This is a genomic window from Lysinibacillus sp. ACHW1.5, assembly GCF_022014815.1.
Taxonomy (GTDB): Bacteria; Bacillota; Bacilli; order Bacillales_A; family Planococcaceae; genus Lysinibacillus; species Lysinibacillus capsici.
The window spans coordinates 3,434,033-3,459,362 of record NZ_CP091777.1 but is presented as its reverse complement, the minus strand read 5'-3'; the positions used below and the strand labels follow the sequence as shown (position 1 = coordinate 3,459,362).

General features: G+C 36.1%; 20 protein-coding genes. 10 read left to right on the top strand and 10 right to left on the bottom strand.

All coding sequences use genetic code 11. The features are described from left to right. The first annotated feature begins 115 nt into the window (after nt 1-115). Nucleotides 116-1,015 (top strand): DMT family transporter, encoded by a 900-nt coding sequence (locus L6W14_RS17250; RefSeq protein ID WP_131521287.1) that lies wholly within the window; start codon nt 116-118, stop codon nt 1,013-1,015. A gap of 20 nt (nt 1,016-1,035) precedes the next feature. On the opposite strand, the gene L6W14_RS17245 is transcribed toward L6W14_RS17250, so the two are convergent. From L6W14_RS17245 to L6W14_RS17215, 7 genes are all read right to left on the bottom strand, one after another. Next, a complete protein-coding gene (locus L6W14_RS17245) occupies nt 1,036-2,247 on the bottom strand; it encodes an MFS transporter (RefSeq protein WP_131521288.1) in 1,212 nt (403 codons plus the stop codon). A gap of 9 nt (nt 2,248-2,256) precedes the next feature. Next, a complete protein-coding gene (locus L6W14_RS17240; RefSeq protein WP_048391134.1) occupies nt 2,257-3,525 on the bottom strand; it encodes a TRAP transporter large permease in 1,269 nt (422 codons plus the stop codon). Beyond that, nucleotides 3,506-4,003, bottom strand: a complete 498-nt coding sequence (locus L6W14_RS17235) for a TRAP transporter small permease (RefSeq protein ID WP_048391136.1) — start codon at nt 4,001-4,003, stop codon at nt 3,506-3,508. Before L6W14_RS17235 ends, L6W14_RS17240 begins: the two co-directional genes overlap by 20 nt. A gap of 245 nt (nt 4,004-4,248) precedes the next feature. Further along, nucleotides 4,249-5,295 carry a DctP family TRAP transporter solute-binding subunit gene (locus tag L6W14_RS17230; protein ID WP_131521289.1) on the bottom strand — a complete coding sequence of 349 codons (1,047 nt, stop codon included), beginning with the start codon at nt 5,293-5,295 and terminating at the stop codon, nt 4,249-4,251. A 57-nt stretch (nt 5,296-5,352) separates the two neighbouring features. Continuing rightward, nucleotides 5,353-6,387: a DctP family TRAP transporter solute-binding subunit gene (locus L6W14_RS17225; RefSeq protein WP_131521290.1), complete on the bottom strand. Its 1,035-nt coding sequence runs from the start codon at nt 6,385-6,387 to the stop codon at nt 5,353-5,355. Between the two features lie 280 nt (nt 6,388-6,667). Further along, nucleotides 6,668-7,336 (bottom strand): response regulator, encoded by a 669-nt coding sequence (locus L6W14_RS17220; protein ID WP_131521291.1) that lies wholly within the window; start codon nt 7,334-7,336, stop codon nt 6,668-6,670. Beyond that, complete coding sequence (locus tag L6W14_RS17215) at nt 7,333-8,820, bottom strand: ATP-binding protein (RefSeq protein WP_131521292.1); 1,488 nt, start codon at nt 8,818-8,820, stop codon at nt 7,333-7,335. Before L6W14_RS17215 ends, L6W14_RS17220 begins: the two co-directional genes overlap by 4 nt. 915 nt (nt 8,821-9,735) lie before the next feature. On the opposite strand from L6W14_RS17215, the gene L6W14_RS17210 reads away from it, so the two are divergent. Together L6W14_RS17210 and L6W14_RS17205 are read left to right on the top strand one after the other, a co-directional pair. Next, a complete protein-coding gene (locus tag L6W14_RS17210; protein WP_004226054.1) occupies nt 9,736-11,004 on the top strand; it encodes an L-lactate MFS transporter in 1,269 nt (422 codons plus the stop codon). Between the two features lie 268 nt (nt 11,005-11,272). Continuing rightward, nucleotides 11,273-11,965 carry an AIM24 family protein gene (locus tag L6W14_RS17205; RefSeq protein WP_237898493.1) on the top strand — a complete coding sequence of 231 codons (693 nt, stop codon included), beginning with the start codon at nt 11,273-11,275 and terminating at the stop codon, nt 11,963-11,965. Between the two features lie 41 nt (nt 11,966-12,006). Here the strand turns inward: L6W14_RS17205 and L6W14_RS17200 are convergent, their stop codons facing one another. Further along, on the bottom strand, nt 12,007-13,257 hold the full coding sequence (locus L6W14_RS17200; RefSeq protein WP_131521293.1) for a BaiN/RdsA family NAD(P)/FAD-dependent oxidoreductase: 1,251 nt from the start codon (nt 13,255-13,257) through the stop codon (nt 12,007-12,009). A 287-nt stretch (nt 13,258-13,544) separates the two neighbouring features. Between L6W14_RS17200 and asnB the strand changes: the two genes are divergently transcribed. The 4 genes from asnB to L6W14_RS17180 all read left to right on the top strand — a co-directional run bounded on the left by asnB (nt 13,545) and on the right by L6W14_RS17180 (nt 19,679). After that, nucleotides 13,545-15,395, top strand: coding sequence for an asparagine synthase (glutamine-hydrolyzing) (gene asnB, locus L6W14_RS17195; protein WP_131521294.1), 1,851 nt, complete (start codon nt 13,545-13,547; stop codon nt 15,393-15,395). A gap of 263 nt (nt 15,396-15,658) precedes the next feature. Continuing rightward, nucleotides 15,659-17,272, top strand: a complete 1,614-nt coding sequence (locus tag L6W14_RS17190; protein WP_081011001.1) for a putative polysaccharide biosynthesis protein — start codon at nt 15,659-15,661, stop codon at nt 17,270-17,272. A 10-nt stretch (nt 17,273-17,282) separates the two neighbouring features. Continuing rightward, nucleotides 17,283-17,996, top strand: a complete 714-nt coding sequence (locus tag L6W14_RS17185; RefSeq protein ID WP_131521295.1) for a pseudouridine synthase — start codon at nt 17,283-17,285, stop codon at nt 17,994-17,996. A gap of 165 nt (nt 17,997-18,161) precedes the next feature. Next, nucleotides 18,162-19,679, top strand: coding sequence for a GGDEF domain-containing protein (locus tag L6W14_RS17180; protein WP_237898492.1), 1,518 nt, complete (start codon nt 18,162-18,164; stop codon nt 19,677-19,679). Between the two features lie 58 nt (nt 19,680-19,737). Here L6W14_RS17180 and L6W14_RS17175 read toward each other — a convergent pair whose 3' ends face one another. Together L6W14_RS17175 and L6W14_RS17170 are read right to left on the bottom strand one after the other, a co-directional pair. After that, the gene (locus L6W14_RS17175; RefSeq protein ID WP_004226066.1) at nt 19,738-20,907 is read right to left on the bottom strand and encodes an MDR family MFS transporter; all 1,170 of its coding nucleotides are present in this window, start codon (nt 20,905-20,907) and stop codon (nt 19,738-19,740) included. Between the two features lie 395 nt (nt 20,908-21,302). After that, a complete protein-coding gene (locus L6W14_RS17170; protein ID WP_004226074.1) occupies nt 21,303-21,524 on the bottom strand; it encodes a DeoR family transcriptional regulator in 222 nt (73 codons plus the stop codon). Nucleotides 21,525-21,881: 357 nt separating this feature from the next. Between L6W14_RS17170 and pepV the strand changes: the two genes are divergently transcribed. From pepV to L6W14_RS17155, 3 genes are all read left to right on the top strand, one after another. Beyond that, nucleotides 21,882-23,288 (top strand): dipeptidase PepV, encoded by a 1,407-nt coding sequence (pepV, locus tag L6W14_RS17165; RefSeq protein ID WP_131521297.1) that lies wholly within the window; start codon nt 21,882-21,884, stop codon nt 23,286-23,288. 27 nt (nt 23,289-23,315) lie between these two features. Then, nucleotides 23,316-24,167: a D-amino-acid transaminase gene (gene dat, locus L6W14_RS17160; protein ID WP_131521298.1), complete on the top strand. Its 852-nt coding sequence runs from the start codon at nt 23,316-23,318 to the stop codon at nt 24,165-24,167. Between the two features lie 138 nt (nt 24,168-24,305). After that, nucleotides 24,306-25,292, top strand: a complete 987-nt coding sequence (locus tag L6W14_RS17155; protein ID WP_227744953.1) for a LacI family DNA-binding transcriptional regulator — start codon at nt 24,306-24,308, stop codon at nt 25,290-25,292. Nucleotides 25,293-25,330: the final 38 nt, after the last annotated feature.

Below are 25,330 nucleotides of genomic sequence, written 5' to 3'. Positions count from 1 at the left end.
AGAAATTTTCTAGTTTGCTATACTTATGTTTTAATAGAAAAGGTGAATAAAGGAAAGGAAAGTAGATTTGCCATTACTTATGTAGAAATCTCTTTATTTGCGGGTGCGATAAAATATGAAACAACTAACGATCTATATGATTTTATTTAGCTGTGTATTTTTTTGGGCCAGTAACTTCATTATTGGCTCTATTTTAATTGACCATTGGGATCCTTTAACGGTCGCCATTTTTAGGTTAATTGTCATTGTTCTCTTTTTAGGGGGGATTAGTTGGAAAGCAATTTGCCGAACAACATTTACAAGAAAGGATCTATTGTTATTGATTCTGGCAGGAATACTGGGCGTTTCCATTAATCACTATAGCTTTTATGCTAGTCTCCAGCACACTTCTCCTATCACTGCGGCTTTAATATTAGCCTGTGCACCGATTGTTACATCTCTACTGAATAAAATGATCTATCATGAATCACGTAACGGCATATTTTGGCTAGGTGCGGTACTTTCATTTGTTGGTGTTGGCCTCATCATTACAAAAGGGGCACTTATCACCATTTCAATCGGTGTGGGTGAAGTGTTGAGCTTAATTACAATGCTAAGCTTTGCTTTGTTTCTCATTATTGTCAATCATCTTAGTCAGAAAATGTCAGCCCAGTCGATTACGTTCTATACAAATTTAATAGGTTTACTAGTGCTCGTACCGTTTTCATTTACTATTTTGCCACAGACGAATTGGCAAGTTGCAATGCCCTACTGGTTTTTGCTCATTTTATCAGCGATTATTATTCACGGAGTAAGCAATTTAATGTGGAATCAAAAAATGAAGGAGGTCGGCTCAACAAATGCGTCGCTGTTGTTAAACTTTGAGCCAGCTATAGCTATGCTATTGAGTGCGGTATTTTTAAAACAATTCCCTACAAGTGTTCAATTATATGGCTCTTTATTAATCTTAGTAGGAATTTTACTGTGCATATATTATAAAGAAATTAAAGCAATTGTCCTTGAAAAAAAACAATGAATTAGCAAAAAAAGAGATGCTCATTTTTTGAGTACATCTCTTTTTTGCTGTTTCTGTAGCGAATTTAAAATAAATAGGTATGTTATTGGCAGAAAAGCAGTAATGGTCACGATACCATGCCATTGAAATAATGACCAAACAGGGCTTAGTATTGTACTTCCAGAGGCCACCCCAAGGTAATAAGCGACCAGATATAGACTAGAGGCGCTTCCTTTTTGGTAAAGAGCTAGCCGACTTACCAATGAGGAAGTTAATGCATGAGCAGTAAAAAAACCTAAACATGCTAGACAAAGTCCCATGACAATAATGAAAAGTGACTTGCTTAATGTAAAAAGTATTCCCACAGTTAATAAACAAACACCAAATGTTCGAATGGTATGTAATCCAACTTTTCCTGCGAGTGCATTAGCAAGAGGCGAACCAATAATACCTAAACCATACGCTAAAAAAATAAAAGAAATGCTTTGTAAAGATAATAGAAAAGGAGGGGCTGTTAAGTAATAGGGAATAAATGACCAAACTCCAGTAAAGGATAATTGTAAAATAACTCCTAATCCAAAAAGCATCAATAAATGAGGGTTTTTCAAATGAAACCAAAAGCCTTGTAAATCCTGTTGAATCGTACGCTGTTGTACCGAAAAATTTTTGGATTTAGGTAGCATCCACCAGACAATTACCATAACGATGCATCCCATAATGGCTAATGAAATAAATGCCATTTTCCATGAAAAATATTCAGTGACATACCCCATCATGAGTCTACCAATTGTTCCGCCTAGTGCATTACAAGAAATATACAATGCAGTGGCAAAGCCCATTGATTGTTGATCAATTTCTTCGCTAAGATAGGCAAGTGCTGCTGCAGGTACACCTGCAATAGCAAAGCCCTGAATAAAGCGTAATAAAATAATAGTAGAAAAAGAATCAGTTAGTGGCATGAAAAAAAAAGGTATGACAGTAAAAACTATGGATAAATGAATGAACAAAACTCTTCCATAACGATCTGATAAAAAACCTAGCACGATTAATCCAAGAATTACTGATAGAGTAGTCATAGATACGGATAGACTTGCAACGGATACAGAAATATGAAATTGCTCTGTAAAGAAGGGGAGCAGGGGCTGAACAGAATACATTGCTGCAAATACAAAAACAGAAGCCCCGCCCAAACTAATGACAATTGTCCAAAAAGAGCGATCTCTTATTGAATAACCCTTTGTATTTATACCCATCTTAAAACCTTATTTCATTTGCTCTGGTAACCAGAGAGAAAGTTGTGGGATTAAGACAACAAGTGCTAAGAAGATAATCATTAAAATGATAAACGGTATAACGCCTTTTACCACTTCCCCAAGTTTTTCTTTTGCAATACCGCTAACCACGAAGAGATTCAATCCAACTGGTGGAGTGATCATTCCTAATTCCATATTAATCGTCATAATAATGGCAAAGTGGATTAAATTTATATCGAAGTGTGCAAGGATTGGTAATAAAATTGGTAAAGTAATTAGAATAATGGAGACGGCTTCTAAGAACATACCCATGATAAAGAACAAAATATTGACAACTATCATAAAAATCCACTTATTTAAATCACTTTCTGCAATCCATGCACCCACTTGCTGTGGTACTTGTGCATTTGTTAAATAGAGTCCAAATAACGAAGCGGCACCTATTATTAAGAAAATCATAGCGGTAATATTAATAGATTCTACTAATACTTCGCGGAAATCCTTTAGCTTCATTTCACGATAGATAAACAAGGATACAATAAGACCATAGAAAACAGCTATCACCGCTGATTCAGTTGGTGTCACAACTCCTGAATAGATTGTTCCTAAAATTAAAAAAGGTAAAAATGCTCCCCAAATGGCTTTTAAAGATTTACGCCCACGTTCTTCCCAAGAAGCTGGTTGATCTCCATTAAATCCATTGCGTTTCGCATAAACGATAGCAGCAATAATTAAGATTCCTGTTAAAGCTAATCCAGGAAGAACCCCAGCCATAAATAATTCACCAATTGATTGCTCTGAGGTGATACCATAAATAATTAATGGAACACTCGGTGGAATTAAAATGCCTAATGTACCACCTGCTGCCACAAGTCCCATCGAATAACGTTTTTTATAGCCTGCTGAAATCATTGCTGGGATCATAATAGAGCCGATTGCTGCTGCTGTGGCAGGTGAAGAGCCTGAAATAGCGGCAAAAATAGCACAGGCAACAATTGTAACAACTGCAAGACCACCTGGCAGGTGACCAATCCATGCACGTAAAGCTTCAATTAAATATTTGGATATCCCACCCCGCGCCATTAATACGCCAGCCAGCACGAATCCTGGGATGGCCATCATAGGGAAGGAATCTAATGCAGTAAAAATGCGCTGTGGAATCATATTCATATTAAAATCTATTTGGAAGAACACTAGAATTGTTGATAGTGCTAAGCTAATAGCAACAGGTACTCGTAGAAATAATAGCAAAAAGAAACTAAGTAAGAGGATTAGCATATTCTTCATCCTTTCCTCGTAGAATATTAACTAATCGTTCTACGAATCTTAGTAAAAATAAAATACCTGAAAGAGGTAGGACTAAATATACAATCCACATTGGAATCCCGATATCAAGTGAAACCATACCAGATGTATAGCGATTTTCCACTAAAACAAAACCATAGTACGTGTAAATTAAGCAAAAGGCGATGCTCAAGCCTGTTGCTACTAAATCTAATAGACGTTTTTTCGATGGCTTTAATTTGTCATATAGAATATCCACCTGTATATGCTGATTGTGGCGAAGAGCTAAGCCAAATCCCAAAAATGTACCCCAAATTATAGAATAGCGTGCTAATTCCTCTACCCATGCTTGTGGTTCATTGAATATGTAGCGCATAATAACCCCATAAAAAATGAGTACAACACCTGCTACGAAAAAAATTCCAGCAAGAATTTCTTCTAAGTAGCCCCATATTTTATAAACGGCCTTCATGTTGATGCCTCCTTTATTTAAAGTTAAAAACGGATGCTTTTATTCCCACTGTAAATGTTGCAGTTTGAAGTGAGCTTCTTAGCACCCGTTTGTAAGTAAGCGATATACTAATAAAATTATTGATATTGACGATAACTCACTACTACGGGCAACTTCCTAACAAAGAATACCCAAGAAATTGTTGCAATTTCCTATTCCTTACATCAACTAATTATTGGAATAGTAAGTTTTTTTAAGAACTCTGTTTATTTTAAATCACGAATACCATTAATTAGTTCTTCTGTGATAACATCAGTAAACTCTTCATAGACTGGTTCCAGTTGTTTTTTGATGGCTTCTTTTTCAGCATCTGATAGCTCAATGACCTCAATACCAGAGTTTTTAATGTTTTCGAATGATTTTCCGTTTTCTTCCGCAGCTAAATCCCAAGCTAACGTTGTTGCCTCATTCAATGATTCTTCAACTGCTGTCAATAGCTCTGAAGGTATTTTTTCCCAGAATGTTTTGTTTACAAAGATGGCATAGTCTAGACGACCATGTTCAGATACGGAGAAGTATTTTTGAACTTCTTGATATTTTTGAGTATCAAAGTTATTAAATGTGTTTTCTTGTCCATCTACTGTTCCTTGTTGTAAGGCAGCGTATGTTTCACCAAATGCAATTGTCGCAGAACCAGCATTCAAAGCTTTAAACTGCGATTCTAAAACTTTACCTGCTTGTGCTCTGAATTTTAGTCCTTTAAAATCGTCCACTGTCACAAGTGGGTGTTTGTTATTGGAAAAGTGTTTAAAGCCATTTTCCCAGAAAACGAGACCTTTAATATCGTTAGCTGCTAGTTGGTCAGATTCTAGAATCAGCTTTGCAACATCTGAATTAAAGAACTTACGAGCATGCTCTTGATTTTCAAAAAGGTAAGGCATATCAACATATTGCCAACGAGGATCGATTTTTACCATTTTCGTTACAGAAGGAGCAATCATATGCACATTTCCTGATACTAAGGCATCTAATTCATCATTATCTCCATATAGTTGTGAGGATGGATAAACCTCAACTTTCACTTTACCTTCTGTTTTTTCATCCACTAGTTTTGCAAATGCCTCAGCTGCTTTACCTTTAACACTATCAATTGAAGTTACATGAGAGAATTTAATAACAAGAGGTTTTTCTTTGGTGTAGCCACCATCTCCCTCAGCTGCTGGAGCAGAAGCTGCTTCTTTTTTTTCGCCACCACAAGCCGCAAGTACGACTAAAAGCAAAGCCATGAATGACATGAAAAGCCATTTTTTCATTCTATATCCCCCTAAAATTTATATTTATAGTTAAAAGGGCAACCTTTTAAACCTTAGTTAATGAAATTGATTTTTAGGAAGTGCCTCAATATATTTAAAACCATAATTTTCTGCATAATAGTCGTATACAGGTTTAAAGGCGTTCTCCCAATCCTCTATTTCTTCCTCCGTTAAATAATGAATTTGTATGCATTGACATGCTTCCATTTCCTGAAGTCTTTCCGTACTTAAATTCTCTGCTTGTTGCCACTCCCATTTTTGTACTTCCTCAAGAGTATCAATCAAAAGCTCCTGTACATTTTTAGGGAGGGAATTCCAAAATTCATTATTCATTAATAACAAATAGCCTAGATAACCATGATTACTAATAGTTAAGTAATCTTGAAGTGAATGTAGATTTTTGCTTGTAATATTAGTGAGCGTATTTTCTTGCCCATCAACATTGCCTTTTTGTAGTTGATGGAAGACCGTATTAAAATCAATTCGTCTAGGATAGGCACCGGCAATGGAGAATTGCTCAGCTAAAATATCACTTGGCATTATTCTCATGCGTAAGCCTTGTAGATCAGTTAAGTTTTGGATGGGACGAATACTATTACTTAACTGTTTAAAGCCACTATCCCATACGCCCATCGAGATTAGATTGTGTTTATTTAATCTCTTCATTAATGATTGTCCAACTTCGCTTTCAACATATGTATGAACTTCTTTTGCATTTTTAAATGCATAAGGTAAATCCATGACAGACCATTCGGGTACAAACGTAGTTATTTTTGAAATGGCAGGGGCAATCATCTGAATATCTCCTCTTAAAAGAGCATTCATCTCCTCGCCATCCTTGTACAGTACGCCATTCGGGAAAACTTGAATTTCTACATGACCATTACTTCGTTCCTTAATAAGCTCTGCAAATTTAATTGCTGCCATTCCTTTAGGTGTGTTTTCACCTACAACATGTGAAAAGCGAATGACAATTTGTTCTTCATGACTTAATTGCTCATTGTCAGTTGGATAGGTCTGCTGTTGACAACCTATGAGGATGGTTAAAAAACATAAGTTTAAGAAAAGTACTTTTATAGGACTACGCCACATGTCTATTCACTCCTAACTGTATAAGATGTGAACGCTTTCTATTGTATTTTATACGAATAAATATTCAATATTATGGTTTTAATGAACATTTTGGTATTTATGGTATATAACAATTAGTTATATTGATAAATTGTTATAATACAAGATAATTGCTAGAGAAAAAAGAATCTGCTTACTTTTCTTTTATTAATGTGCATAGTAAAGCATCATAAAGCTATGCATAATAAGAAAAATAGCAGATTCTATATGAGTTTTTATTTTAATAACTATTTATGCTCAATTATTTTATGGAATAATATTTCGTTGGTCGTCCAACTGTTCCATATTGTAGTTCAATGCTAACGGTTCCTTTAGTTGCTAAAAAATCTAAATATTTCCGAACTGTAACCCTTGCCATTCCAACATTTTGGGCCAGCTGCTCGGAGGTTATAGCTACTCGATATGTTGTTAAATAATCTAATATTTGTTTCATCGTTAAATTGTTTAAGCCTTTAGGTAATTCATTTGACTCTTGTTGTATACCTAGCCAACTATCAATATCCTCTTGATTTAAGGCTGTGCAATTAGTAAACAATTTAGAGCTATTTTTATATTGCTGTAAAGCTTTTTCAAAACGTTCGAAGCGAAAGGGCTTAATGAGATAATCGCTTGCACCAAATCGTAAAGCCTCTTGAACAGTCGGTGCATCTCGCGCAGCAGTTATCAGAATAATATCTGAAGGAATTCTTTCTGAACGGAGTTTTAAAAATAAATCCATACCGGTCATATCTGGTAAAAACATGTCTAGTAAAATTAAATCTGGTTTTTTTACTTTAATTTTTTCGTAAGCATCACGACCAGTGATAGATTCGCCTACAAGCTGAAAACCAACCATTTTATTTAAAAAACCTTTATTTATTTCAAGCACCATTGGATCATCTTCTACAATAAAAACTGAAAGTTTACTCATTGTTCTTCTATCACCCCTACCTCAATAGTAATATTTGTACCAATATTGAACGTTGATTCAACTTGTATATTTCCGTTATTAGATTCTACAATTTGTTTAACAAGTGCAAGGCCAATACCATGTCCTTCCTTTTGTTTGGTAGTAAAACCATATTCGAAAATTCGTTTCGGTAAACCTATTATCCCCATGCCACTATCCTGTACTTCTATATATAGATAATGCTTATCGCCAATTAACGTTAATCGTACATCTTTATACGTACACTCAAAGCATGCTTCCATCGCGTTATCAAGCAAATTCCCAATTATAGTTACCAAATCACCACTAGAAAAACCGCTCATAATATCGTCTAGCTTTGAATCATCATCAATGGTCAGTTCCACGCCGAGTTCTTTTGCTCGCGAGTACTTCCCAAGTAGTAAACCTTGAATCGAGTAATCAAGTATTTTATCATGTAAAATTTGTATAATTTCCTCTTCATCCGTAATTTCATCAATAATAAGACTCAGAGCTTCATCATTACGGTCTAGTTGAATTAATCCTGCAATACTATGTAAACGGTTCATATATTCATGCTGTTGAGCTCGTAAGGAATCCACAAGCATTTTAATCCCTGTTAATTCTTCAGCTAACATATTTGCCTCTTTACGATCCGTTAACATTATAAGGTATCCGGCATTTTGATCTAAAATTCGAATAGGGAAGGTGCGTACTAAATACATCTGGTCATGTATAAGTAAAGGTCTATATATTTCATGCTGCTGTAAAATGTCTTCCGCAAGCCATGTCCCATTAAATAATTCTTTGCGAGAAATTCTCTGTTCAAAGAAATGAGTATATTGCCTTGCGAGGCGGTTAATAAATGATACATTACCGCTTTCGTCGGTTGCTAATATACCAATATCCATTGCCTGTATAATGCCAGATCGCTCTTCCACTAAGCGAGCGATTTCGTATGGCTCTAAATTAAATGTTTGACGCTTTAGGTGATTAGCTACCCAGACTGAACCACCTAATCCAATAGCTAGTCCCCAAAAAAGAGAAATCAATATATCAAATTGATATTCATCTAGTAGGTTGTACCATTTTGGGGTAAGTAACCCAACTGTAATAACACCAACTTGTTGTGTACCTTCTTCATTCATGATAGGAACGAATGCACGGATGGAATAGCCAAGCACTCCCTGAGCTTTTGATATGTATTCATGCTGTGAAAAAGCTTCTATTTCGTCTCCACCCTCAAAAACTGTGCCAAGTTTGCTCTCAGAAGGGTGAGAATAGCGGATTTTCTTCATATCAATAATCACGATATAATCAACATCAGTTGTTAAACGAATTCTCTCTGCAATGGGTTGAATAACTTCAAATCCATTCGGCTTCCCAACATTATTTTGTACCTCTGTCAGTTGTGAAACGGTTCTCGCGATAGCAATGGCTCGTGCTCCAAATTCTTTCTCAAATGCACCCGAAAGGTTATGGATCATGATAGCACCACTTGTTGCTATAGAAAAAAGGACAATAATAAATGAAAAAATAAACATTTTTAGACGTAAAGATATATTTTTCATAGACATATAAAAGAGCGATAGCTATTAGCTTTCTTTTATACATTCATCACCCCAATTCTACAAAATAAGCATGATTACCTTAAAACATACTAAAAATACTTAGTTTATACTAAATTACCATAAATAACATAGCTGTTGTAATACAAGATTTGTTGAAGAGCATTTTTATTATTGTGTAGTATAACAAAACGAATGATAAATATGATTTATATTGTTGTAATGGCGTACATATACCAGAAAATCGCACTCTAATATATATATTTGAATAATAAAAAATAGTTCACTTTCAATAAATAATTTGAAATATACATTGATTGTATTGTTGATTTTTTGAATAAGATAAAAAATATGGAAATAAAAGACGGGAATCAGCTTTTCATTCATACATATAAAAGTGAAAATCTTGTAGAAAATAGTTCCGAATTTCTCTTCTGTTCTTAAAAATTCTAGCGTAAATAAACTAAAGAAAACGTTCTTTCTGTAGATAAATAATAGAATTAATATTCTAATTAAGATTTTATTCATAAACAGTATGTGAATATATACACAAAATTAATTATTCAAGAATAATTAATATATAACGATAAAGTAGAGTAGAAAAATAATAAAATCTAGTATATGTAGATTTTTTAGTTTGTAAAACTTTATTTTTCTTAGAGGCTGTAAGGTTTGTTTGATTTTAATTTTTAAGAAAAGAATAAAAAACTTTTTGGAGAAATAATATTTTTTAGAAAAACATCTTGCATTTGAATAATTCTAAGTGGTAAATTGTTTTACATGGACGTTCATAGAATTTTCACAGGTAGCAAAAGAGGGGAGAAATGAGAATTTATGAATAAAAATAGATGGTTAATTGCATTATCTGCAATCGCTATTCACCTTTCAATCGGTGGAGCCTATGCATACAGTGTATACAAGCTACCGATTGTCACAGAAATGGGATGGAGTGAAACAAAGGTAACGATTGCCTTTACCATTATGATGGGATTAGCTGGTTTCTCAGCTGCATTATTTGGTAGTTTAGTAGAAAAAATGGGACCACGTAAATCGGCGATGGTAGCAGCTGTCTTATTTGGAGCAGGACAAGCTGGTGCTGGTGTAGCCATTTCAATGGATTCTGTTGTTATGTATTGGTTAACATATGGTGTTCTTAGTGGATTAGGAATGGGGATTGGCTATATTGCACCTGTATCAACACTTGTAAAATGGTTCCCAGACCGTCGTGGTCTAGCAACAGGTATGGCCGTACTTGGTTTTGGATCGGGTGCACTTATTACAGCACCAGTCGCAGCCAACTTAATGGAGGCAGTTGGCATTTCTACAACATACTTTATTCTAGGGGCAAGTTACTTCACGTTAATGATTTTAGGGGCTTCATATATAGCACCACCTAAGCCAGGTTATATGCCTGCTAATATGAAAGCAGCTGCCAATAATGGTAAGGACGTAGTGAAGAAAGATTTAGCTGTTATGTCAGCACGAGAAGCTGTTAAAACAAAGCACTTCTGGATGCTTTGGTCCATGCATTTAGTTAATGTAACAGCAGGGATTATGATGATTTCTGTTGCTTCACCAATGGCACAGGAAATTGTCGGTCTATCAGTAGCAGGTGCTGCCGCAATGGTAGGAATTATGGGGTTATTTAATGGTGGTGGTCGTTTAATCTGGGCCGCTGTGTCTGATTATATCGGTCGTTCTAACGTTTTCGTTATTTTCTTTACTGCACAGCTAATCACATTTATCGTTTTACCACATACAACTAACGTAATTATTTTCCAAGCACTTATCTTCTTAGTTGTTAGTTGCTATGGTGGAGGGTTCTCAAATCTACCTGCATTTGCAAGTGATTTATTTGGCACAAAGCAACTTGGTGTGATTCATGGTTATTTATTAACAACGTGGTCATTGGGTGGAGTTTTTGGACCATTGTTAGTAAGTGCAATCAAAAATGCGTATGGAAGCTACATTCCTGTATTCTATGTATTCGCAGGTTTAATCGCAGCTTCGTTGATTATTTCCTTAACGTTACGTGCAGATGTACGTAAGCAAACAGCTTTAAAAGCAGCGCAAAATGTTGGAGATGTATCTGCTACACAATAATATGAACTTTCAATTACTATATAGGTGTCATTTCGTGGATGGCACTTATATAGTTATTTTTTTGAAGTGCTTGTTATATAACAATTGTAATTTCTTTATTTAATGTATAACAGCACCTGTCTGAAGTCAATAACATTACTGGAAATAAAGTGATTTCGTAATTAAAAGAGAAATTTTGTAACGAAATGCACGATGAGGAACAAACTATTAAAAATTGAATCTTTTCTCAAAGAACAACGTATATAAAGTAATTAGGGAGGGATCAATCATGGGGAAATTTTCTTTAGATGAATTTGTTCATAAAACACAGCAGGACGATAATGAGAATGATTATTTTGAATTGGAAACTGAACGCGTATTAGAGGTTAATCTAAACGGTGAAGTGTGGTCAAAAATGGGCGCTATGATTTCCTATACAGGTGATATTAAATTTGAACGTGAGCGCGTCTTGGAGCATGGTCTTGGCAAAATGTTTAAAAAGGCTTTAACGGGTGAAGGTACGCAATTGATGAAAGCTAGCGGAAAGGGCAGACTCTACTTAGCGGATCAAGGAAAGAAAGTAACTGTTTTTGATTTGAAAAACGACAGTATTTGTGTCAATGGCAATGATTTACTTGCCTTTGAGCCTAGCATCGAATGGGATATACGTTTGATGCGTAAAATGGCTGGCATCATGTCAGGTGGCTTATTTAATGTAACCCTTCAAGGAACAGGGAAGGTTGCGATTACAACTCATTTTGAACCACTGACATTATTAGTGAAACCAGGTGAAACAGTATATACTGATCCGCATGCTACTGTCGCCTGGTTAGGCAACTTAACACCTGAATTTAAAACAGATATTAGCTTCCGTACATTTATCGGCCGAGGCAGTGGAGAATCCATCCAGATGGCGTTTTCTGGTGAGGGCTTTGTCATTATCCAACCATTTGAAGAAGTTTATATGTCTAGTGAAAGCTAAAAAAGCGTGTCCGTTGTTCCACGGACACGCTTTTTCTCCTATTATAATGCCGCATGCATTCCTGCAATACGTCCCGTTACGAGGGCTGAAGTGATGTTATAGCCGCCTGTATAGCCATGAATATCAAGAATTTCTCCACAAAAGAACAGTCCTTCTTTTTTCTTTGAGGCCATTGTTTTTGGCTCGATTTCTTTTACAGAGACACCGCCACCTGTTACAAACGCCTTATCAAGTGACTGTGTGCCACTCACTGTTAACGTGAAGTTTACTAGTAAACGTGCTAGCTGACGAATTTTCTCTTGGGATAATTCAACGCCCGTCAATTGAACATCAATATGTGCTCGCTCACATAAGAACAAGAGCCATCGTTCAGGTGCTATGCCTTTCCAAACATTTTTCACAGCCTTTTTCGGATCTTCTTTTATTAATTTATTTAAATATTGTAGACATGTTTCTTCATTATAATGTACCAGTGTTTGAATACGCATTGTCACGGGCTCATAGCCTGTTTTCATTAATTCTTTCACAACGAATTGACTACAACGCAAAATAGCAGGACCACTTAAACCAAAATGGGTAAAGAGCATATCCATTTGATGGGTGACGAGTGCCTTGCCTTTTTTATTTAGCACGGAGACAGCAACATCACGCAATGCTAGTCCTTGTAGCTCACGTGCTTGAATAAAATCTTCTTTTGAAATAACAGGAACTTCTGTTGGGAATAAGGTAGTGATTGTATGACCCGCACGTTCAGCCCAAGGATAGCCATCACCTGTTGAGCCTGTTTGTGGAACCGCCTTGCCCCCAACGGCTACAACGACTGCTTGACTACGGACTTCGGTGCCATCAGCAAGACGTACACCCAAAATTTTATCTTCATCCATTAGAAGCTTACTGACAGCTGTGTGTAAACGAACTTCAATATGAAGACGTTGTAGCTGTCTAATCAGCGCATCAACGACATCTTGTGCGCGATTGGATACAGGGAACATTCTACCGTGGTCCTCTTCCTTTAGGGCGACACCAAGCCCTTCAAAAAATGCAATTATATCTTCATTATTATAAACGGTAAATGGACTATAGAGAAAACGGCCATTACCGGGTATATGCTTCACAATTTCTTCAACAGGCAAACGATTTGTAACATTACAGCGTCCTCCGCCAGAAATGGCCAATTTCTTGCCTAGTTTTGTGCCTTTTTCTAACAATAACACCTTCTTTTTGCGCTCTCCAGCAGCAATCGCCGCCATTAAACCAGATGGGCCACCACCAATCACGATTACATCATACATAGTTAGAAACTCACTTTCTGTTCAAATTAGGAATCTTTCCTATTATACATGAAGTCTATATAGAGAGGGACTTTCTTTGACATTGAAAATAATAGAAAAGTGTTTTATAATTCTTTATCTCTTCTTTTGGGATGAAGAGCTTATACAGTAGAATGAAACACAATATTCTTTGTTATACAATTGGATGAATGAAAGTTTTCCTTTATTAGCATTGTCAGCATGAAATGAATGTCTTTTCGTGCTATTATGGTAAAGGTTATGCACTAAATTATGAGGTGAAAAATAGAATGTGCGGATTTATAGGTTATATTAATGGAACAAATGTGATTGATCATCATCAGACGATAGAAAATATGATGAATACAATTATTCACCGTGGACCAGATAGCGGTGGTATTCATAGTGACGATAAAGTAACGTTAGGTTTCCGTCGATTAAGTATTATTGACTTATCAGACGTAGCAAATCAACCATTATATAGTGCAGATGGTAATATTGTGCTTGTATTTAATGGAGAAATTTTTAACTTCCAAGAGCTGCGTGCAGATCTTATTGAAAAAGGTCATACGTTTAAAACGCAGTCGGATAGTGAAGTCATTATTTATGGCTATGTAGAATATGGCGTAGATTTTGTGAAGAAACTGCGTGGGATGTTCGCCTTCTGTATTTGGGATAAAAAGAATGATTTACAATTCATTGCGCGCGATGGCTTTGGGATCAAACCATTGTATTATTCTGAGCATACAACAGACGGTACGTTTATCTTTGGCTCTGAGATTAAATCGTTTTTACCACACCCATCATTTATTAAAGAGTTAAATAAACAGGCACTTCGCCCATATTTAACATTCCAGTATTCATCTATGGATGAAACATTCTTTAAAGGTGTCTTTAAATTACCACCAGCACACTATATGCTGATTCAAAATGGACAAAAGCAAATCGTGCAATATTGGGATAAAAAATTCCATGCAAAAGAAGCACCAATCGAAAAATATATTGAAGAAATTCGTTCAACTGTTAAAGAATCTGTAGAGGCCCATCAAATCAGTGATGTAAAAGTAGGTTCATTCTTATCGGGTGGTATTGACTCTAGTTATATTACGTCTTTATTACGCCCAGATAAATCCTTCTCAGTCGGGTTTGCGGACTATGAAGATATGTTCAATGAGACAAATCTTGCAAAAGATTTATCAGATACGTTGAATATTCAAAATGAACGTAGATACATTACCGCAGATGAGTGCTTTGAAGCGCTACCTAAAATTCAATGGCATATGGATGAACCACAATCCAATCCATCCTCAGTGCCACTTTACTTCCTTTCGGAGCTTGCTTCAAAAGATGTAACGGTTGTCCTATCAGGTGAAGGTGCTGATGAAATTTTTGGTGGGTATGCTTGGTATCAAAACTCTGGAAGAATGCAAAAATATGAAAAATTACCATTAGGTCTTCGTAAAACATTACGTGGAATGGCAGAAGCTCTACCGAAAAATCAATACACGAATTTCCTTATCAAAGGTGCTCAAACAGTAGAAGAGCGCTTTATTGGGGAAGCGGTAGTTTGGGATGAAGTGGATGCTATTAATGTTTTAAAGCCAGCTTATAAAAATGCGCCATCTGTAAAATCGATTACAAAACGTATTTATGATGAAGTACCTGGCGATGATGATGTGACAAAAATGCAGTATCTAGATCTAAATCTTTGGATGCCTGGTGATATTTTATTAAAGGCAGATAAAATGAGTATGGCACACTCAATTGAATTACGTGTACCATTTTTAGATAAAGAAGTAATGGAGTTAGCGAAAAATATTCCATCACGATACCGTGTGAATGATATCGATACAAAATATGTTCTACGTCAAGCTGCGCATCAGGAATTGCCAGAAGAATGGGCAAAGCGTCCGAAGCTTGGATTCCCAGTGCCAATTCGTCACTGGTTACGTGAAGAAAAGTATTACAGTATGGTAAAAGAAATGTTTACAACTGACTTTGCAAATGAATTTTTTGATACAAAACAATTAGTTGGCTATCTAGATGAGCACTACGAAGGGAAAGCAAATCGCGGTCGTTATATTTGGACAGTTTATGTATTCCTAGTATGGTATAAAAAGTTCTTTGTGGACATGGTATAAGAAATACCTAAATCGGTGGGGATGTTCAATTCCTCACCGATTATTTTAAGGCCTTTTTTCATCAAGTTTCTTTATGAATGAACTTTTTGGTGTTTTTATGCGTCTCATTTCCTATAAATATGTTAAGATTACAGTTGGTTTACTTTATTGCTCTTAGGGTGACAGCGCTTGCATATCGTTTGTTTTAAAACGAAAAAGTTTTATAAGTATCCTTTGAAGTGTTACGATAATAATATTTATTTTACAATGAATGGATGGGTATGATGTCCAATTTAATGAAAGGTACTGCGATATTAACAATGGGGATGTTTTTATCGAAGGTACTCGGATTAATTTATATTTTTCCGTTTTATGCAATTGTTGGCGAGAAGAACATTGCGCTTTACCAATATGCATATATTCCCTATTCAATTATGCTGGCAATCGCCATTTCAGGTGCGCCAATAGCCGTCTCTAAATTTGTATCCAAATATAATGCCATGGGAGATTATCAATCTGGTCGCAAGCTGATGAAATCGGGCATTCTTATTATGATGATGACTGGCTTTGCAGCATTTATTGCCCTCTTTTTACTTGCTACGCCAATTGCAGGGCTAGTTATTAAGAGTGAGGAACAGGTCTTTACAGTTGAACAAATTGCTTCAGTAATACGATGGGTTAGTTTTGCCTTAATCGTAGTACCATTTATGAGTCTATGGCGTGGCTTCTTCCAAGGCTACGACAAAATGGAGCCTACTGCCGTTTCACAATTGGTAGAACAAATTGTGCGGATTGTTGTGTTACTTGGTGGGTCGTTCCTAGTGGTGATTGTGTTTAAAGGAAAACCAGAGACAGCCATCTCCTTTGCTGTGTTTGCTGCATTTATCGGGGCAATCGGTGGATTAGGTGTTCTTTATTATTACTGGAAAAAATATCAGCCTGAATTTAACTTATTACGTAGCCAAAGTGTGACTTCCACACAGCTACCAATGTCCAATATTTATAAAGAAGTGATTACCTATTCCATCCCAATGGTGTTTGTAGGGGTGGCAAATCCGTTATTCCAATTAGTCGACATGCTTACGTTTAATGGAGCAATGACGTCCATTGGTTTAGCAGAAGTAACAGATACTTATTTATCAATGATTAACTTTATGACACATAAAGTTGTTATCATCCCTGTTATGCTAGCGACTGGATTTTCGATGGCGCTTGTACCAACAATTACAAAGTATTTTACACAGGGGGAGTATTTAGCCCTCCGCCATGCAATGGATAAAACCTATCAAATTTTAATCTTTATTACATTGCCAGCTGTGGTTGGTATTTCTCTATTAGCCAATGAAATTTATTTTATGCTTTATTCAGAAAGCGAAATGGGGGCAACCATTTTAGCGCATTATGCACCTGTTGCGATTTTATTTGCGTTATTCCAAGTCACAGCAGCCTTACTTCAAGGCATTGATTTTCAAAAGTGGATTGTTTTCAGCTTATTATCTGGAATTTTCGTAAAACTAGCATTAAATATTCCTTTAATTCGCTGGTTAGAGGCAGATGGTGCTATAGTAGCTACAGCTATTGGCTATAGTGTTTCGATTATCATTAATATGCTTGTGTTACGAAAAACATTGAATTATCGATCAGAAATGGTTGTGCGTCGTGTCATGTTAATTGCTTTATTGACAATGGCGATGGCCATTAGCGTGCTGATTGTGCATAAATTATTGGAATTACTAATGGGACCAGTTGATAGTAAATTCTCAGCTTTATTATTCTCAATTATTTGTGCGGGTGTTGGTGCGGCTGTTTATGGCTTTTTATCATTACGCCTAGGTTTAGCCCAAAAGCTATTAGGTGAACGATTAACCCGTATTATGAGTAAACTGGGATTGAAATAGGAGTGGAACGATGCGTTTAGATAAATTACTAGCAAATATGGGGTACGGCTCTCGTAAGGAAGTGAAGCAGCTATTAAAGCAAAAAGCAGTCACAGTAGACGGTGCTTATGTCAAGGACGCAGCTTTACACGTAGATCCAGAAAAGCAAATTGTATCAGTGTTTGGAGAGCGCGTTGTTTATACAGAATTTGTTTATTTTATAATGAATAAACCACCTGGTGTTATTTCTGCCACTGAAGATTTAAGAGATGAAACAGTCATTGATTTATTAGAGCCATTACATCAGCATTTTCAACCGTTTCCTGTGGGTCGATTAGATAAAGACACAGAAGGGTTGCTCTTATTAACAAACGATGGTCAATTAGCTCATAATTTATTGTCTCCCAAAAAGCATGTGCCGAAAGTTTATTACGCACAGATTGAAGGCGTTGTGACAGAAGAAGATGCCGAGAAATTTGCAAATGGTGTTGAGCTAGATGATGGCTATGTTACAAAGCCTGGAAAGCTTGTGATCTTAAAGTCTGCACAGCAATCTGAAATAGAGCTAACGATTCAAGAAGGCAAATTTCATCAGGTAAAGCGAATGTTTGAGGCTGTAGGAAAACGTGTAACATATTTAAAGCGTATTTCTATGGGAAGCCTGATATTAGATGAAAATCTAGCGTTAGGTGAATATCGTGAACTCACTACTGAAGAGCTAAACGGTTTACAAAACAATCATTAAACATATTATTCCCCGATGTCTCACATAGCATCGGGGATTTTAATATACAGTAATATGACTGTAACTGTATAATATGAAATGAGTTATTGTGATATAGTCATAGAATGTATCATATTTGAAATGTTCCCCAAAAGACGATGGTATAAATAAGTAGAGGACAATTAAATGAAGAACCTGCGTATTAAATTATTACTATCTTTAATAGCATTTGCAGTCATACTTGTTGCTGTTATTTCATATGTGAACCGGCAAATACTGGTAACAGAGATAGAGAAACAAGTGAGCATGAATAAAATATTAATTGAAAATCATATTTTGACAGATATGCAAACTGTTGATAACGCCCATTTTTATTTTGATAATAATATGTCAGACAAAATGGAACAGGAGCTTAGACAGTTAAAAAACTATTACCATGAAAACCCTAATGTAGCTACTTGGGATTTGCAGCAAATGAAAAAGAAGCATGGCATGGATATTTACATAGTGGATCAATCCAATACAGTGGTTTACACGACTTTTGCCAAAGATATTGGCTTGGATTTCTCGCTTTGCTGTCAACGTTTTTCTACTTTATTGGATGAAAGGCGCGCTAGCGGCGAATTTTTTACAGATGGAATTGATATTTCAACATCAACAGGCGAATATCGAAAATTTGGCTATCTAGCAACACATGATAAGAAATATTTGTTTGAGTTAGGTATAGACCTACTAAATGATCCTGTCTTCCAAACCTTTAATTTTGAGAAAACTGCACAGTACTTAATTGGTAAGTATATTGATTTAGTGGATGTGCAAGCCATTAATGCAGGTGGCGTTTTCTTTAATGATTCGAGATCAAAGAAAATCACTGTACAGGAGCAATCTAAGAAATTTCAAGAATACTTCGAGCTAGCAAAGAAAACAATGGAGCCAGTTGAGTATGAAAAGGCATTAGACAATGGTTATATAGAAACACATCGTTTTCTGCCCTATGAAGCAGAGACAGTCAGAGGGGAGTCATCCAAAAGAATTGTCTATGTGAAATTTATCAATTTCACTAAAATGGAAGCTCTCCAAAAAAATACGAAACAATTTTGGATTCTACTGTTTATCGCCCTACTAACATCCTTTATTATGCTGTTAGTTATTAATAAAATTTTATCTAAAACAATACACCTAGCTACCTTCGATCCGTTAACTGGTGTCTATAACCGTGCTACATATATTAGGAAAATTGATAATTTATTAAGAAAAAGAAAATTGAATGTGCCAGGTTTATTGTTAATTGATTTAGATAACTTTAAACAAGTAAACGATCAATTTGGTCATGTAGAAGGAGATCATATCCTCATTCAAACAGCAAAGATTTTAAAGCATGTTGTGAAACAAAGTGGCTTTGTCGTACGCTTCGGTGGGGATGAATTTGCCATTGTTTTATACGATACAACAGAGGAACAGATGCAACACATGGCAGAGGCCATTTTGACTCAAATAAGGTCAGTTAGATATGATGGCCAAGCTAGCGAGAAATGGTCTGTGTTGTCTGTGAGTATGGGCGGAGCCATTTATAACCATGCTGAGGATACAGAAATGAGCTTATTTGAACGGGCCGATAAAGCGCTTTATCAATCCAAAAATGCTGGTAAGGATCAATATTCTAGTTTTGCAGAGGTCGCTGCTGACGAGGGTTATAATAGTTAAAAAACGCCCCATTCTATCGATAGCATAATTAGCTATTTTGATAGCAATGGGGCGTTTATTAATGAGCAGCTATTTTTGTTCTATAAAAGATACAACTACATAAAACAAGAACAGCGATGACTGGAAACATAGCGTTCATATAATGCGTCAAGAGCCAACCGCCTATTATTGGGCCAATAAAGCCACCTAAATTTTTAAATTGTGCAGCACCTAAATAGGTTGCCTTTTGAGTATCTGGCGCAATTTCATCAATCATGACATTCATTGTAGGGAAGGCAAAGATTTCACCTATGGTAAAAATAATCATGGCAATGATATAGAGTGTATAATTATTGGAGAATCCAAACATACATAATCCAATAGCAAAGAACAGTACACCTACTAATAATGTTGCTGTAGATGAAAAACGCTCTGATACTATACTAATAGGTAATTGTAGTAATAACACCACTGCTGCATTAAGAGAGATTAATAACGAATAAAGTTTTGCGCCTTCATCAATCTTTAATTCGATAATTTGTGGTAGCGTTGAGTCAAATTGCGAGTAACCAATATTGATTAAAATGGCTCCCAATATGAAGCTAAGTAGCACACGATTTGTCAAAAGAATTGTGAATGTACTGAGTATTTTTGTTTGTGTAACCGCTTTGGGTTGCTGCATTTGATAGCGATTTAAGACAAAAAATAAAAAGACTGCGTAAATAATATACATCATCCCTGTCAGCATAAAAGGGATACTGGGACTGGAGAGCTGTGAGATATACACGCCAATAATAGGACCAATAACCGCCGCAATATTAATGGCCGTATAACGTAAGGAAAATAGTCTTTTTCGCTTATCGGCAGGTGTAAAGTCAATCATCAATGCCTGTGTGGAAGGTTCAAAAAATGATCGACAAAGACCATTCAAAGCATTGAATAGAATAAAAAGCCAAACAGCATGAACCGTTGCGAAGCCAAAGAACACAAGACTCCAAACGATAATTGTTAATAGAATAACGCTTTTTCTACCAAAGCGATCTGTTAAATAACCCCCGAAAAATCCACCTACTGTGGAAATGAGCGGCGCGATACCAATGGTCAATCCAATTTGTAAGGGAGAGGCTTGAATTTCATTATGTAAATAAATAGCTAAAAAAGGCATTGCCATAAAGCTTGCAATACGTGTGAAAATTGTTCCACCTAAAATAATCCAAACTAATGGATGAAACAGCTTTGACAAAGTCATATAAAATCCTCCTCTCAACATTTAGAATGTTTCGAGTTTAACGGATTGTTAAGCAACTGTAAATAGTTAAAATAATCTTGAAAGAGCACAGAGCAGATAATGGCGCGTGGATTTATGTTGCTATGCTAAGATGTGAAGCGCAGATTGAAGGGTAAAGGAGAAATATAAATAATTGCTTTATATAGATGAATAGAAGTGAGATAAAAATCATCGCTTTACATAGATCGAAGATTGAAAAAGTGATGATAATAATGACTTTACACAGAAAGCAAGCTGGAAAAGTCAGTCAGCAAACTGGGTGAAAAATCTAATAATCTTCTAACGACAAAAAAGAATGACCCCGACGAAAGGTCATTCTTTTTCCATACATAATGCTTTACGTACAAAACGTAAAACTAAGACGTTAATTTTACTTTTTTCTTCGTCGTTGTCCATCTGCCTCGACTTGGACTCGTCACCAAATCGTTAAAGGCTAACACGTTCAAATCTCTTTGAACGGTGCGAGGAGTGATACTAAACTCTTCGACTAAATCCTGTGTAGACACGGTTCCTTTGTCTAAAATAAACATGTACACGTCTTTAATACGATTAAGCATTCGATCAGTAGTTGGTTTCATTAAATGAACCACTCCTTCATCTTAATTCTCTTGGCAAAGACTAGCGGACGACAATATGTGCGGAGTGCACTTAGGCTAATAAGTAGCTGCCTTAGACATCCCCTTTTCTAATTTTATAGTCAGAACAATTATTCTGATAACTTTATTATATAGAAAAACTACTTAATTTTCTAGTGAATGCAAGAGAAATTTACAATTAATATATAAAATTTATACTGTATTTTGTGGGAATACGTGAAAAACGTGCTATATATGGTAGTGACAGTAGAAGTTACTGAAAATAGTTGTCAGAAAGCTGATTGTCATATATGTTGTAAGGTGTAGAATAATGTTAATACTTTGAAGGAGGTACATGGTATGGATTGGTTACAAGCTGCAAAAGAAAGGCAAGACGAATTAATACAAGAGTTACAGGAGCTTGTGCAAATAAATAGTGTGCTCGATGAGGATACAATAACTACTGAAGTACCTTTTGGAGATGGTCCACTTCAAGCGCTTGAATGGTTACTAGCAAAAGGTCAAAATGAAGGCCTGCTCACGAAAAATGTTAATAATTATGCTGGACATATTGAAATGGGAACTGGTGAAGATTTACTTGGTATTTTATGTCATGTTGATGTTGTCCCAATTGGAGAAGAAGCAGATTGGACTTACCCTCCTTTCAGCGGCACAGTAGCTGATGGTAAATTATTTGCACGTGGTGCGATTGACGATAAAGGGCCTACGATTGCGGCATGGATGGCCATGAAGCTTGTGAAAGATGCAGGTATTCCGTTAGAAAAAAGAGTACGAATGATTATTGGTACAGACGAAGAAACAGGATTCCGCTGTGTCGACCACTATTTTAAACAGGAGGAAATGCCGACAATTGGTTTTGCACCAGATGCGGATTTCCCGCTCATCAATGCAGAAAAGGGCATTGCAGAGCTTGTGTTCTCTCAAAATAAAGTGGGTGATGCAACGAAAGAACAACTACTACTATTTAATGCAGGAAAGCGCCCAAATATGGTACCTGATTTTGCAAAAGCGACGATTCAGCACGTAACAGTATCATTCGAACAGAATTTTCAAACATTTTTAAGTAAAAATCAGCTAGAAGGCTCTTTATTAATGGAGGACTCTCGCTATATAATAACTATCAAAGGTAAAGCAGCCCATGCAATGGAACCAGATAAAGGTATCAATGCAGCTGTTTATCTTGCAGCATTTTTACAACAAGAGTTGACGACAGAAGCAAGTAAACAATTTGTCGACTTTATTGCAGATGTTTTTTATCAGGATCATTATGGTAGTCAGCTCGATCTGCAGTTTGAGGATACAATGTCAGGACAAACAACATTAAATCCAGGGATCGTAAGCTATAATGTCCATAAAGGCGGCAGTTTAGTAATTAGTATGCGCTATTCAGTTTCCTATCCATTCGATGAAAAAATAACAGCAGCACAACGCTTAACGGTAGAAAAAGGGTTTTCTCTAGACATACAAGACGACTCCAAGCCACATTATGTCAGCGAAGATGATCCATTCATCCAGACATTAGCAGCTATCTATAGACGTCAAACAGGAGATACAGAAACACCTTTATTATCAACTGGTGGTGGGACGTATGCACGTGTGATGAAAAAAGGCGTGGCATTTGGCATGCTCTTCCCAGGGGAGCCAGATGTAGCGCATCGAGCGGATGAGTTTGTTGTCGTTGAAAACCTTGTAAAAGCAGCGGCAATTTATGCTGAAGCAATTGTTGAACTTGCAGGAAAAAAATAACTCAAAGACGAAAAGGATGAACAAAGCATGGCATATTCATTATGGAATGATCAAATTGTTGAAGAAGGATCCATTGTAGTATCACCAGAAGATAGAGGCTATCAATTTGGTGACGGTATTTATGAAGTAATCAAAGTTTATAACGGAAATATGTTTACAGCACAAGAGCATATTGATCGTTTCTATGCAAGCGCCGAAAAAATTCGTCTTGTTATTCCTTATACAAAAGACGTTTTACACAAATTATTACATGAGCTGATTGAAAAAAATAATCTTGATACAGGGCATGTTTATTTTCAAATTACACGTGGTGCCAATTCACGTAATCACGTTTTCCCAGATGCAAGTGTTCCAGCTGTATTAACGGGTAATGTGAAAGCTGGTGAACGTGCATATGAAAACTTTGAAAAAGGGGTTAAGGCTACGTTTGTAGAGGATATTCGTTGGTTGCGCTGTGATATCAAATCGTTAAATTTACTTGGTGCAGTATTAGCAAAACAAGAGGCAGCTGAAAAGGGCTGCTACGAAGCAATATTACATCGCGGGGATATCGTAACAGAATGTTCATCAGCAAATGTTTATGGGATTAAAGACGGTAAGCTTTATACACACCCAGCAAATAACTTCATTTTAAACGGTATTACTCGTCAGGTCATTTTAAAATGTGCAGAGGAAATAAAGTTACCTGTTGTGGAAGAGCCAATGACAAAAGCTGATTTATTAACGATGGATGAAATCATTGTATCGTCTGTATCTTCTGAGGTGACGCCTGTTATTGATGTTGATGGAAACCAAATTGGTGCAGGTGTTCCAGGTGGATGGACGCGTCAATTACAACAAGCTTTTGAGGCGAAATTACCACTTTCTGTGGATGCCTAAGTAAACGAACTAAAAGACTACCTAGGACTTGCTTTCAGACAAGTTCTAAGGTAGTTTTTTTATAGAGAAAAAGAAGTTTTCAGTTCATACAACAAATTTGTTGAGATGAAATATGGATCGAAAGAGGTTATGTACATCATGAAACAAGGAATTACTGCCAAGGATGTAGCAAAATTGGCTGGTGTTTCACAATCTTCAGTATCAAGAGTTTATTTTGAAGGTGCGTCGGTATCTGCGAAAACAAGAGAAAAGGTTTTAGCTGCAGCTAAGGAGCTGGGCTATCGCCCGAATGAATTTGCACGAAGTTTGATTACTAACCAAACAAAAATAATTGGATTGGTAATGAAGGGCGTTCAAAACCCATTCTACCCACAAGTATTAAAGCAATTTACCACTTCTTTTAAAAAACATGGTTACAGTGTACTATTCGTTTATACCAATAATGATGAAATCCAAAAGGAAGATATCGAGACATTATTGAATTATAATGTGGCTGGTGTAGTTATTACGGATGCATCACTTTCTTTGTCAGTTACAGAAGATTTTATTAATTATCGTATACCATTAGTACTGTTTAATCGAAAAATAGATAATAATAAATTTTATTCCGTATGTTGTAACAATCTTGAAGCAAGTAAGCAAATTGCTGAATATCTTTTAAGTATTGGTTGTACCAAGATGATCTATATTTCAGGGAATGAAAATACATCTACAAGTAGAGAACGAGAAACGGGATTTAGTGCTATTTTGCAGGGGAATAAAGTAAATTATAAAAAATATAATGCTGACTACACTTATGAAGGTGGGTACAATACCACCCAGCAAATTATAGAAAAAAAACAATTACCACATGCGTTTTTTGTGGCAAATGATATCATGGCGTTAGGTGTAGTGGATGCATTAAAGGAGCACGCAATTGCTATTCCAGATGAGACGAAAGTGATCGGTTTTGATAATATTGAGATGGCAGCTTGGCCAACATATAATCTCACAACATGGGAGCAACCAATTACAGAGATGGTTGAAGAGACTGTCAAATACTTGCTTAGTGAAATTGAGGAATACTCCGGTGAAGCAAAAAATCTAGAAATTGACGGTTCACTTATTTTACGAAAAACAACATAGTGCAAAATTAAATTATGATTATTAAATAAGCATCATGC